Genomic DNA, 12,375 nt, shown 5'->3' with positions numbered 1-12,375 from the left:
TCCGGACCCCGCGCCGGCCCCCGGAATCACGCCCGCCCCGGCCGAAGGCCCAGCCCCGGCGGAAGGCCCAGCACCGGCGCAGGGCCCCGCCCCCGCGCGGAGCCTCGGCCCGGACATCGCCGTCCCCCAGGAGGAGTCATGATCCACGGACTGCCCATGGCCGTACCCTCGGAGGAGCTGCCGCCCCAGGTCCGTATCCATGAGGTGGGCGCGCGCGACGGCCTCCAGAACGAGAAGGCGGTCGTACCGACCCAGGTCAAGGCCGAGTTCATCCACCGTCTCGCCGACGCCGGGCTGACCACCGTCGAGGCGACCAGCTTCGTACGTCCCGACTGGGTGCCCCAGCTCGCGGACGCCGAGGAGCTGTTCCCCCTCCTCGGCGACCTGGGGCCGGAGGTCGCGCTCCCCGTCCTCGTGCCCAACGCCCGTGGTCTCGACCGCGCGACCGCCCTCGGCGCCCGCCGTATCGCCGTGTTCGCCAGCGCCACCGAGTCCTTCGCCAAGGCCAATCTCAACCGTACGGTCGACGAGTCCCTGGCCATGTTCGCGCCGGTCGTGGAGCGGGCCCGCGCCGACAAGATCCATGTCCGCGGCTATCTCTCCATGTGCTTCGGCGACCCCTGGGAGGGCCCGGTCCCGATCCATCAGGTGGTCAGGGTCGCCAAGGCCCTGATGGACCTGGGCTGCGACGAGCTGAGCCTCGGCGACACCATCGGCGTCGCCACCCCCGGCCATGTGCAGACCCTGCTCTCCGAGCTGAACGAGGAGGGCGTGCCCACCAATGCCCTCGGGGTGCACTTCCACGACACGTACGGCCAGGCGCTCGCCAACACGTTCGCCGCGCTCCAGCACGGTGTGACCACCGTGGACGCCTCGGCGGGCGGCCTCGGCGGCTGTCCGTACGCGAAGAGCGCCACCGGAAACCTCGCCACCGAAGATCTCGTGTGGATGCTCGACGGCCTCGGTATCGAAACCGGCGTCGATCTCGGCCGGCTCACCGCCACCAGCGTCTGGCTGGCCGAACGGCTGGGCCGCCCCAGCCCTTCCCGTACCGTCCGAGCCCTCTCCCACAAGGAGTGACGCACCCATGTCCCTGGACCACCGGCTCTCCGCCGAGCACGAAGAACTGCGCCGCACGGTCGAGGAGTTCGCGCACGATGTCGTGGCGCCCAAGATCGGCGACTTCTACGAGCGGCACGAGTTCCCGTACGAGATCGTCCGCGAGATGGGGCGGATGGGGCTGTTCGGGCTGCCGTTCCCCGAGGAGTACGGCGGGATGGGCGGGGACTATCTCGCGCTCGGGATCGCCCTGGAAGAGCTGGCCCGGGTCGACTCCTCGGTGGCGATCACCCTGGAGGCGGGGGTGTCGCTCGGCGCCATGCCCGTCCATCTCTTCGGTACGGAGGAACAGAAGCGCGCCTGGCTCCCCCGGCTCTGCGCGGGCGAGATCCTCGGCGCCTTCGGACTGACCGAGCCGGAGTGCGGCTCGGACGCGGGAGGCACCCGTACCACCGCGGTGCGCGACGGCGACTCCTGGGTCATCAACGGCAGCAAGTGCTTCATCACCAACTCCGGGACGGACATCACCGGGCTGGTCACGGTCACGGCGGTCACCGGCCGCAAGGAGGACGGGCGTCCGGAGATCTCCTCGATCATCGTCCCGTCCGGCACCCCCGGCTTCACCGTCGCGGCCCCCTACTCCAAGGTCGGCTGGAACGCCTCGGACACCCGCGAGCTGTCGTTCTCGGACGTCCGGGTGCCGCTGGCGAATCTGCTCGGCCAGGAGGGCCGGGGGTACGCCCAGTTCCTCCGGATCCTGGACGAGGGGCGGATCGCGATCTCGGCCCTGGCGACCGGTCTCGCCCAGGGGTGTGTGGACGAGTCGGTGGCGTACGCGAAGCAGCGACACGCGTTCGGGCGGCCGATCGGCGCCAACCAGGCCATCCAGTTCAAGCTCGCCGACATGGAGATGCGTGCGCACATGGCGCGGATCGGCTGGCGGGACGCGGCGTCGCGGCTGGTGCGCGGTGAGCCGTTCAAGAAGGAGGCGGCGCTGGCGAAGCTGTACTCGTCGACGGTCGCCGTCGACAACGCCCGGGAGGCCACCCAGATCCACGGCGGATACGGCTTCATGAACGAGTATCCGGTGGCCAGGATGTGGCGCGACTCCAAGATCCTGGAGATCGGCGAGGGCACCAGCGAGGTCCAGCGGATGCTGATCGCACGGGAGTTGGGCCTCCCGGCCTGAGCCACCCGGGCCCCGGTCCGCCACCCGGGCCCCGGGCCGGGGCCCGCCACGCCCAAGCCCGGCCTGGCACAGCCCAGGTCCGCCGCGCCCGGGCCAGGCACGCCCGGCCCGGCACGTACGCGTCGGCCGCCTGAGCCGCAGCTTCGCGCGCCCACGGCCGTCGAGAGCGCGAAGAAGGCCGGCCGGGCCATGGGGCCCGGCCGACCGTCCCCCGGACATCCGCTCTGTCGGTCAGCCGGCCGGCCAGGGCACCAGCGGTGAGCGGTAGTAGTCGATCCCGAGCGCCGTCATCCGCGGCCCCTGGGCCGCCAGACGGAGCTTGTACGTGTCCCAGTCGTGCGAGGCCGCCGGGGACCAGCCCAGCTCCGCGACACCGAGCAGCCGCGGGAAGGCCATGTACTCCACCTGGTCACTGGTCGCGATGGTCTCGGTCCACAGCGGCGCCTCGATCCCGAGCACCGCGCTCTCCGGCACGCCCGCGCCGGCGAGATAGGTGGCGGGGTCCCAGTCGTACGAACGGTCCACCTCGGTGTAGCCGGCCCAGGACTGGCCGAGCGGGGTGCTCCGGTCGTACTTCATGTCGAGATACACCCGGTCCGCCGGGGAGAGCACCAGCCGCGTCCCCTTCTTGGCCGCCGCGGCGACCTGCGCGCGCTCCGCGGAACCGGTGGCGTCGTACCCCCAGTACTGGGCGACGGCCCCCGCGGCCGGTGTGGCGCCGGTGATCTGGTGCCAGCCGGCCACCGCCTTCCCGTACTTCCCCACCACGGCCTGCGCCCGGTCCATGAAGGCCACATAGTCGGCGTGGCTGGTGGCGTGCGCCTCGTCGCCGCCGATGTGGAGGTACCGGCCCGGGGTGAGCGCGGCCAGTTCGCGCACCACGTCGTCCACGAAGTCGTACGTCACCTCCTTGGGCGCGCACAGCGAGCTGAAGCCGACAGCGGTGCCCGTGTAGAGCGGGGGCGCGACGCCGTCGCAGTTCAGCTCGGCGTAGGAGGCGAGCGCGGCGTTGGTGTGGCCCGGCATGTCGATCTCCGGGATCACCTCAAGGTGGCGGGAGGTGGCGTAGGCGACCAGATCGCGGTACTGGGCCTTGGTGTAGTAGCCGCCGGGGCCGCCGCCGACCTGGGTGGAGCCGCCGTATGTCGCGAGCCGCGGCCAGGAGTCGACGGCGATCCGCCAGCCCTGGTCGTCGGAGAGGTGCAGATGCAGAGTATTGAACTTGTAGAGCGCCAACTGGTCGATGTAGAGCTTGACCTGATCAATCGTCAGGAAGTGGCGCGAGACATCGAGCATCGCGCCGCGGTAGGCGTAGCGCGGGGTGTCGGTGATGGTGCCGCCCGCGACCGTCCAGCGGACGCGCTGTGTGCTCCGCTTCTCCACCGGGGCGGGCAGGAGCTGGCGCAGGGTCTGGACGCCGTGGAAGAGCCCGGCGGGTTCGCGGGCGGTGATGGTGACGCCGTGCCGCCCGGACTCCAGCCGGTAGCCCTCCGCACCGAGGTTCCGGTCGCCCGTACCGAGGCGCAGCCGGATGCCGTCGCGACCGTTCCGGTCGCCCTTCGGCTCGCTGACCGGAAGGGCGTAACCGGTGGCGGGCCGCAGCAGCCCGGCCAGGTACGAGCCGACGCGCGCGGCCTCGCGGGTGTCCGTGCGCGAGACGCCGTCGGCCAGGATCCGGGTCGTGGGGGTGAGGGTGTACGGGGAGCCGCCCGGCCGTACGCGCTCGGGCGCCGGCACTATCTGGTCCAGTGGACGGGCGGGGGCGGGACCGGGCACAGGACCGGTGGCTCCGATGCCGGCGACACCGGCCGCCACGACGAGCAGCAGCGAGCCGACCACTCGGGGCAGGGCCCCACGCCCGCTCCGCCGGCTTCTCCGGCCTTTCTCGTGGGTGGACCGGCTTGCCGTTTCGCGCTGGCTCTCGACTTCGCGCCGACTCTCGACGGATCTCACGAGGTTGTCCCTTCGACGGGGTACTCACCTGCGGTGCCGGGAAGTGAACTTCTCACCATGGGACCCGTACGCCCCACCCACGGTCAAGGTGTAGACCAATTTCCACTGCCTTGGATGAAAGGATCCCCGCATGGCGGAAATAATCCAGAAGGACGGCACCTGGACCTTCGACGGCGACACGGTCCGTATCGTGCCCGGCAACGACAAGGGCGTCGGTCCGCTGCGCAGGGCGCTGGGTGAAATCGCCGTACCGCTGCGGGCGTTGGCCGGAATCTCCTTCGAGGCGGGGCGCAAGTCCGGGCGGCTGCGGCTGCGCCTGCGGGACGGCGCCGACCCGCTGCTCCTGGTCGCCGGCGGCAGGCTGGACGACGGCTCCGACCCGTACCGGCTGACCGTCGAGAACGACCGCGCGGGGGTCGCCGAATACCTCGTCGACGAGGTGCGCAACACGCTGCTGCTGGACGGTGTGGAGCCGGGGCCCGTCGACCGCTATCTGCTGCCGGGGCCCGCCCTGCCGATCACCGTGAGCGCGGGCGACGGGACCGTGGCCTTCGACGGGGAGCGGATCAGGCTGGAGTGGAACTGGAAGACCGAGGAGTCCAAGTCCTCGGGCGGCGCCCGGACCATCGCGCTCGCCGATGTCGAGGCGGTGGAGTGGCTGCCGAGCGCGGGGCTGGAGAACGGCTTTCTGCGCTTCCGGGCGGCCGGGACGACGGTGGCCGTGTCGGTGCCGCCGAAGTACGACCCGCACGCGGTGGAGCTGTGGGGGTTCAAGAAGGACCCGCTGATGGCGCTGGCGGGGGCGGCGGTGGCCGCCCGGCTGCCGCATCCGTACGCGCAGACCGCCCAGGCCGTGGAGGCCGGCCCGGCACCCGAGGACACCAGACCAGCTACGGGCGACGATCCCGACGCGCTGCTGCGCAGACTGCGAACGCTGGGCGAGCTGTACGAAGAGGGGATACTCACGGACGAGGAGTTCGCCACCGCCAAGCAGGCCATCATCAGGCGTCTCTGAGCACTGCCTCCGCCCCCGAATGGGCCGCCCCCTGCCCGATTCCGGGCAGAAATGTTGCAAACCTCCGCCGCCACCCGCAGTATCGACGGGTGCTGGAACGCCGCTCGTCATACGACGACCTCATCGACCATCTCGTCCGCAGCACCGCGCTCCAGCGCGGCGAGGCCGCCCGGGTGGTGCTCGACGTGCTGGCGTACTTCGACGAGACGACCGAGGAGTTCGTCCGCCGCCGCCACCGGGAGATGCAGTCCGGCGGCGGTACGAACGCGGAGATCTTCGAGCGGATCGCGGCCGAGCTGCCGCACCGCGCGGTGGCGCCCCCGGAGCTGTCGCTCCGGCAGCTACGCCGCATCGTCTACGGCTGACACGGCCGGGACCGGCGATCACCGGGCCGTAACCGTAGCCGTGGCAGCAGCCATAGCCGTAGCCGTTCCGGCTGAACAAATTCAGGACCAATGCCGCGCCGATCAGGAGGAGCAGGAACTGTATGTGCGGAATCGTCGGATACATCGGAAAGCGTGATGTGGCCCCGCTGCTGCTGGAGGGGCTCCAGCGGCTGGAGTACCGCGGGTACGACTCGGCCGGGGTCGTCATCACCGGCAAGCCGGCCGCGGGCAGGGCCGCCACGCTGAAGATGGTCAAGGCCAAGGGCCGGGTCCGCGATCTGGAGGCCCGCGTGCCCAAGCGCTTCGCGGGCACCACCGGAATCGCGCACACCCGCTGGGCCACCCATGGCTCGCCGAGCGACGAGAACGCACATCCGCACATGGACCCCGGGGGCAAGGTCGCGCTCGTCCACAACGGCATCATCGACAACGCCGCCGAGCTGCGGGTGAAGCTGGAGGCGGACGGGGTGGTGTTCCTGTCCGAGACCGACACCGAGGTGATGACCCACCTCATCGCCCGCTCCCAGGCACCGACCCTGGAGGAGAAGGTCCGCCAGGCGCTCCAGATCATCGAGGGCACCTACGGCATCGCCGTCCTGCACGCGGACTTCCCGGACCGTATCGTCGTCGCCCGCAACGGCTCCCCGGTCGTCCTGGGGATCGGCGAGAAAGAGATGTTCGTCGCCTCCGACGTGGCGGCGCTGGTCTCCCACACCCGCCAGGTCGTGACGCTCGACGACGGCGAGATGGCGACCCTGAAGGCCGACGACTTCCGTACGTACACGACCGAGGGGTCCCGCACCTCGGCGACGCCGACCACCGTGGAGTGGGAGGCCGAGTCGTACGACATGGGCGGCCACGACACGTACATGCACAAGGAGATCTCGGAGCAGCCGGACGCGGTGGACCGGGTGCTGCGCGGACGGATCGACGACCGGTTCGCGACGGTGCATCTCGGCGGCCTCAACCTGGACGCCCGTGAGGCGCGCGGGGTACGCCGGATCAAGATCCTGGGCTGCGGCACCTCGTACCACGCGGGGCTGATCGGCGCGCAGCTCATCGAGGAGCTGGCGCGTATCCCGGCGGACGCCGAGCCCGCCTCCGAGTTCCGCTACCGCAATCCGGTGGTGGACCCGGACACCCTGTATGTCGCGGTGTCGCAGTCCGGTGAGACGTACGACGTGCTCGCCGCGGTCCAGGAGCTGAAGCGCAAGGGCGCGCGGGTGCTGGGGGTGGTCAATGTCGTGGGTTCGGCGATCGCCCGGGAGACCGACGGCGGGGTGTACGTGCACGCGGGCCCCGAGGTCTGTGTGGTCTCCACCAAGTGCTTCACCAACACCGTGGTCGCCTTCGCGCTGCTGGCACTGCACCTCGGCCGGATCCGCGATCTGTCGGTCGCCGACGGCAAGCGGATCATCGAGGGGCTGCGCGCGCTGCCCGCGCAGATCGCGGAGATCCTGGCGACGGAGGACTCCATCGCCAAGCTGGCGGGCGAGTACGCGCGGTCCGCGTCGATGATGTTCATCGGGCGGGTACGGGGCTATCCGGTGGCGCTGGAGGCCTCGCTGAAGCTCAAGGAGATCTCGTACATCCACGCCGAGGCCTACCCGGCCTCGGAGCTGAAGCACGGCCCGCTCGCGCTGATCGAACCGGCGCTGCCGACGGTCGCGATCGTCCCGGACGACGATCTGCTGGAGAAGAACCGCGCGGCGCTGGAGGAGATCAAGGCGCGCAGCGGACCGATCCTGGCGGTGGGCCACCAGCCGCAGGAGAAGGCCGACCACACGATCGTGGTGCCGAAGAACGAGCCGGAGCTGGACGCGATCCTGCTGGGCATCCCGCTCCAGCTCCTGGCGTATCACACCGCGCTGACCCTGGGCCGGGACATCGACAAGCCGCGCAACCTGGCGAAGTCGGTGACGGTGGAGTAGTCGGCGACGGTGGAGTAGTTGGCGACCGCGGACCAGCCAGGGGCCGTGGAGCAGCCGGTGGCCGCGGACCAGCCGGGGACCGTGGAGCAGCCGACGACCGTGGAGCAGCGGACGCGGTCCGGTTCCCCGGGCCGTCAGAGCGCCCCCCGCGCATGCCGCCCGGCGCGCGAGGGGCGCTCAGGCCCTGTCCGGCACATGGCGCCGTCCGCCCGCAGGGCGGACGGGATGCGGCGGACAGGGCCCGGGTGGGGCCGGTGCTGCCCGGACACCGGCCCGTGGCTGCCTCAGCCGGTGGCCGTCACTCCACGGCCGGCAGCACGGCGGCCCGGCAGCGCGGTCGGCCACTTGGCGAGCGCGGCCGTCGCTCCGTACCAGGCGGCCAGGCCCGCCACCGCGGCGACCCAGCCGCCGATCTTCGCCAGGCCCGTGCTGTCGGCGAACTGTCCGAGTGCGAGCAGCAGAAGGGCGGCTGCGAGCAGTCCGTACGTGCCCTGGAGGAGCGGCCCCGCGCCCGCCGCGCCGAGGGTCAGACTGAGTGCGAGCAGTGCCCAGAGGACGAGGAAGAGGCCGGCCGCGTCGGCGGAGATCTGGTCTCCGGCGCCCGTGCCCCAGGTGAACCAGAAGGCTCCGAGGCCCGCGAAGGCCGTACCGGTGAATGAGTCGCCCGCCCGGAACGCGAACAGTCCGGCGACGAAGAGCGCGACCCCTCCGACGTACAGCGCGAGAGAGACGGCGTCCGCCGCCGTCACTCCGTCGATGACGCCGGTGTGGCCTATACCGAAGGCGAGCAGGGTGAGTCCGAGCGCGAGATGGCCGAGAACCGAAGTGGAAGTGGTGCTTCCCGCAGAGACGTCGTTGTCCACGGCGGGCTCCCTTCATGATGTGCGGGTGGCTGTGTCCCAGCGACCGCTATGTACCCTTCACAAGCGCACGATGCACCTCTACGCGTGAGTAAATTCACCTTGGACGCAAGGGAGTTGACACAGTCTCAGATTGTGTGAAGCGCGGGCGTGACCGCCGGGAGGGCGAGCCGCGTCACGGGCATGACGGAATCGGGCAGCGCGTCGAGGAACCCGTCGGGGACCGGGTCGAACGGGTCGCGGTACGGGGCGGGGAGTCGCGGTACGCGGTGGGGAACCGGGCAGGGAACGGGCCGGGAACTCGTCAGGGGATGACGACGACGGGGCGCTGGGCGCGGCGCGCGAGCCGGCCCGCGACCGAGCCGAAGATCCGCCCGACGATGCCGTGCGTGGAGCCGACGACGATCGCGTCCGCGGAGTACTCCTCGCCGACCTCTTCCAGCTCGTGGCAGATGTCTCCGCCGCGCTCGACCAGGATCCACGGGACCTCGGCGAGATAGTCCGCGCAGGCCAGTTCGAGACCGAGCACCTCGGTGCGGTGGTCCGGCACGTCCACGAAGACCGGGGGCTCGCAGCCCGCCCAGACCGTGGTCGGGAGCCGGTTGGCGACATGGACGATGATCAGGCCGGAGTTCAGCCGTTTCGCCATGCCGATGGCGTAGGCGAGCGCCCGCTCGCTGGAGGTCGAGCCGTCGAAACCGACCACCACTCCGTGCCGGAAGGCGGGATCGCAGGACGCACGCGTCTGTTCCGCCGCTCGCAGGTCCGACAACGGGTCGGCGACCTGCTTGCGGTCAGCGGGTTCGGGGATTTCGTGACCAGCCATGATGTCTCGGCGAAAGAGGTCCTCTTGGGAAGGGACAACAATGGTCGTGGCGGGTGTCGTGGCGGGCGGTGCCGTGTCCGGGAATCATCTTCCCAACCAGTACCCATAAGGGTACGGCGACACTCCTCTCATGCCCAGAGCCCGCCGCCCCACACGCGGCGTTCCAGGGAGCATGCACGAGGGCGCGGCGGATCGCAATGCCGGATGGTCCCTACAGTCGCCCGAGGAGTGACCGGAGGGCTCCGCTCCTCGTTTGCCATCGGTCATATCGTCACCCTGTGGGAGTCCTCGTGCCCGCATCACCGATCGCTCAGGCCACTCAGGACGCTCGGCGGCGGGAGGAGCGGGCGGGCACCGCTCCGCCCTCCGGCGGCCACTCCGAGGACCGCCGTGCCCGCCCTGTCCGCCGGACGCCGCTTCCGCGGGCCCCGGCCGGGAGGCGGCGCCAGGGAGGGCCCAGAAGGCGCCCCTGGGGCCGCACGGAGGCAGGTTGGGGGTACGGGCCGGGGCGAAGGGCGTCCGAGGCGTCCGGCCCGTACGGGAGACTCCACCCCAAAGACTCCACCCCGGAACCGCGACCGGAACCGCGCCCGAAGCCACGGCCGGTTCGGCGGGAAGGCCGGCGGAAGGAGCGGGCGCCGGGGGCTACGATCAAGGCCAGGATGTACGTAACGTACGGAACGTCCGGAAGCCGACGGTCCCGGGGCACGCCGAGGGCGCGGCGCGGCGCACGCGCGCGTGAAGGTAGTGCGCCGGGAGATTGAAAGCTTCGCACAGACACACCCATCGCTTTTCAGCCAACTTCACACTGGGGCAGAACCCTTGGCGAAATGGCCTGCCAACCCCCTTGCCACCAGGGAAAAAAGAACCGACCGGACCGTTCGCACCCTATGGGGACGGGCCATGCACGCGAGGCCCACTTCCACTCTCGGCTCCCGAGTGGAACGCTTCGTGATCGAATGCTTCGGGCCAAGTTGCCTTGTCGACATAACGCCGGATGGAGAACTTGTCACGCCGGCACCACGGGACGCAGTAGATTCGATCATGAGCATCGAAGGCTGGGGACCCGTGCAAAACCGAGGGGAATCGTGCAGGAGCGAGAGGCCCGACAAGAACGGGGAGACGCGAACACCGAGGGGGGCTTAGCGCCATGAGCCAGGACTCCACTGCCGCACCGGAGTCAGCACGGAAGCTTTCCGGGCGTCGCCGCCGGGAAGTCGTCGCCGTGCTGCTCTTCAGTGGTGGCCCCATCTTCGAGAGCTCGATCCCGCTCTCGGTGTTCGGAATCGACCGCCAGGACGCCGGGGTTCCCCGCTACCGCCTGCTCGTCTGTGCCGGGGAGGACGGACCGCTGCGCACCACCGGCGGGCTCGAACTCAGCGCGCCGTACGGCCTGGAGGCGATCAGCAGGGCGGGCACCGTGGTGGTGCCGGCATGGCGGTCGATCACTTCGCCGCCGCCGGTGGAAGCGCTGGACGCGCTGCGCCGGGCACATGAGGAGGGCGCGAGAATCGTCGGGCTGTGCACCGGCGCGTTCGTGCTCGCCGCGGCCGGACTGCTGGACGGACGGCCGGCCACCACGCACTGGATGTACGCGCCGACGCTCGCGAAGCGCTATCCGTCCGTGCATGTGGATCCGCGGGAACTGTTCGTCGACGACGGCGATGTGCTGACGTCGGCGGGCACGGCGGCCGGAATCGATCTGTGTCTGCATATAGTCCGGACGGACCACGGCGCCGAGGCCGCGGGCGCCCTGGCCCGCAGACTGGTCGTACCACCACGGCGCAGCGGCGGTCAGGAACGTTATCTGGACAGGTCTTTACCAGAGGAGATCGGCTCCGACCCGCTCGCCGAGGTCGTGGCCTGGGCCCTGGAGCACCTCCACGAGCAGTTCGACGTGGAGACGCTCGCGGCCCGCGCGTACATGAGCCGCCGTACGTTCGACCGGCGGTTCCGGTCGCTCACCGGGAGCGCGCCGCTCCAGTGGCTGATCACCCAGCGGGTGCTTCAGGCACAGCGGCTGCTGGAGACCTCCGACTACTCGGTCGACGAGGTCGCCGGCCGCTGCGGCTTCCGCTCCCCGGTGGCGCTGCGCGGGCACTTCAGGCGCCAGCTCGGCTCCTCCCCCGCGGCCTACCGGTCCGCCTACCGGGCCAGGCGCCCGCAGGGCGAGCCGATGCCGCCGGGGGTCATGGAACCGGGCGTACCGGCGCAGGCCTCCCCGCACACCAGGCGGGCGGCCGCGGCGGCGGGCGCGCCTGGCCAGCCGACGGCGTCCTCGGCGCTGCCGGAGCACGGAAAGCCCGGGTCGGACGTGTACGCGGCAGGTCCGGGCCGTCCGAGTCTGCCCGGCCAGCGGAGCGCCCCGTAGGGTAAGGCGTATGAACGACCGCATGGTGTGGATCGACTGCGAGATGACCGGGCTCTCGCTGGCGGACGACGCGCTCATCGAGGTGGCCGCCCTGGTCACCGACTCGGAGCTCAACGTGCTCGGTGACGGGGTGGACATCGTGATCCGCCCGCCGGACGCGGCGCTGGAGACCATGCCCGAGGTGGTGCGGCAGATGCACACCGCCTCGGGCCTCCTCGACGAGCTGGCGGGCGGTACGACGCTGGCCGCCGCCGAGGAGCAGGTCCTGGCGTACGTACGCGAGCACGTCAAGGAGCCCGGCAAGGCGCCGCTGTGCGGGAACACGGTCGGCACCGACCGCGGCTTCCTGCTGCGCGACATGCCGGTGCTGGAGGGCCACCTCCACTACCGGATCGTGGATGTCTCCTCGGTCAAGGAGCTGGCCCGGCGCTGGTATCCGAGGGCGTACTTCAACAGCCCGGAGAAGAGCGGGAACCACCGCGCGCTGGCCGACATCCGCGAGTCCATCGCGGAGCTGCGCTACTACCGCGAGGCGGTCTTCGTACCGGCTCCGGGCCCGGACTCCGACACGGCGAAGCAGATCGCGGCGAAGTACGTGCTCCCCGCGCCCACCCCCGCCCCGCCGCCGCGCGCCACCCGCGCGCATGCTGGAGCGAGCACCCTCGCGGACCCTGTACACTTTTTCTCGGCCGGTCGGGAAGACCGGTCGTGGTGGGTATAGCTCAGCTGGTAGAGCACCTGGTTGTGGTCCAGGATGTCGCGGGTTCGAGTCCCGTTACTCACCC

At 70.9% G+C, this 12,375-nt stretch carries 9 protein-coding genes, 1 tRNA gene and 1 pseudogene; 8 read left to right on the top strand and 3 right to left on the bottom strand.

Annotated elements, in window-relative coordinates; genetic code table 11:
- Window positions 1-138 precede the first annotated feature (138 nt).
- Complete coding sequence (locus WH07_RS32205; RefSeq protein ID WP_046508001.1) at window positions 139-1,080, top strand: hydroxymethylglutaryl-CoA lyase; 942 nt, start codon at window positions 139-141, stop codon at window positions 1,078-1,080.
- A 7-nt stretch (window positions 1,081-1,087) separates the two neighbouring features.
- A complete protein-coding gene (locus tag WH07_RS32200) occupies window positions 1,088-2,248 on the top strand; it encodes an acyl-CoA dehydrogenase family protein (protein WP_046507999.1) in 1,161 nt (386 codons plus the stop codon).
- Between the two features lie 231 nt (window positions 2,249-2,479).
- Here the strand turns inward: WH07_RS32200 and WH07_RS32195 are convergent, their stop codons facing one another.
- A complete protein-coding gene (locus WH07_RS32195; protein ID WP_046508005.1) occupies window positions 2,480-4,096 on the bottom strand; it encodes a beta-N-acetylhexosaminidase in 1,617 nt (538 codons plus the stop codon).
- A gap of 235 nt (window positions 4,097-4,331) precedes the next feature.
- Here WH07_RS32195 and WH07_RS32190 point away from each other — a divergent pair, with 235 nt between their 5' ends.
- The 3 genes from WH07_RS32190 to glmS all read left to right on the top strand — a co-directional run bounded on the left by WH07_RS32190 (window position 4,332) and on the right by glmS (window position 7,533).
- Window positions 4,332-5,216, top strand: a complete 885-nt coding sequence (locus tag WH07_RS32190; protein ID WP_046507997.1) for a DUF4429 domain-containing protein — start codon at window positions 4,332-4,334, stop codon at window positions 5,214-5,216.
- An 89-nt stretch (window positions 5,217-5,305) separates the two neighbouring features.
- Window positions 5,306-5,581 (top strand): hypothetical protein, encoded by a 276-nt coding sequence (locus WH07_RS32185; RefSeq protein ID WP_046507995.1) that lies wholly within the window; start codon window positions 5,306-5,308, stop codon window positions 5,579-5,581.
- A 122-nt stretch (window positions 5,582-5,703) separates the two neighbouring features.
- Window positions 5,704-7,533 (top strand): glutamine--fructose-6-phosphate transaminase (isomerizing), encoded by a 1,830-nt coding sequence (gene glmS, locus WH07_RS32180; protein ID WP_046507993.1) that lies wholly within the window; start codon window positions 5,704-5,706, stop codon window positions 7,531-7,533.
- Window positions 7,534-7,817: 284 nt separating this feature from the next.
- On the opposite strand, the gene WH07_RS32175 is transcribed toward glmS, so the two are convergent.
- Both WH07_RS32175 and WH07_RS32170 read right to left on the bottom strand, forming a co-directional pair.
- Complete coding sequence (locus tag WH07_RS32175) at window positions 7,818-8,396, bottom strand: acetate uptake transporter (protein WP_046507992.1); 579 nt, start codon at window positions 8,394-8,396, stop codon at window positions 7,818-7,820.
- A gap of 301 nt (window positions 8,397-8,697) precedes the next feature.
- Window positions 8,698-9,219, bottom strand: coding sequence for a universal stress protein (locus tag WH07_RS32170; RefSeq protein WP_046507990.1), 522 nt, complete (start codon window positions 9,217-9,219; stop codon window positions 8,698-8,700).
- 1,150 nt (window positions 9,220-10,369) lie between these two features.
- On the opposite strand from WH07_RS32170, the gene WH07_RS32165 reads away from it, so the two are divergent.
- The 3 genes and pseudogenes from WH07_RS32165 (at window position 10,370) to WH07_RS32155 (ending at window position 12,374) form a co-directional block, all read left to right on the top strand.
- Complete coding sequence (locus WH07_RS32165; RefSeq protein WP_046507988.1) at window positions 10,370-11,590, top strand: GlxA family transcriptional regulator; 1,221 nt, start codon at window positions 10,370-10,372, stop codon at window positions 11,588-11,590.
- A gap of 10 nt (window positions 11,591-11,600) precedes the next feature.
- A pseudogene (orn, locus tag WH07_RS32160) lies at window positions 11,601-12,197 on the top strand (oligoribonuclease); the annotation flags it as partial.
- Window positions 12,198-12,301: 104 nt separating this feature from the next.
- A tRNA-His gene (locus WH07_RS32155) sits at window positions 12,302-12,374 on the top strand.
- The last annotated feature ends 1 nt before the right edge of the window (window position 12,375 follow it).

This window comes from Streptomyces odonnellii, assembly GCF_000981895.1.
GTDB lineage: Bacteria > Actinomycetota > Actinomycetes > Streptomycetales > Streptomycetaceae > Streptomyces > Streptomyces odonnellii.
The sequence above is the reverse complement of the archived record's forward strand: the minus strand, read 5'-3'. Positions and strand labels throughout refer to the sequence as shown.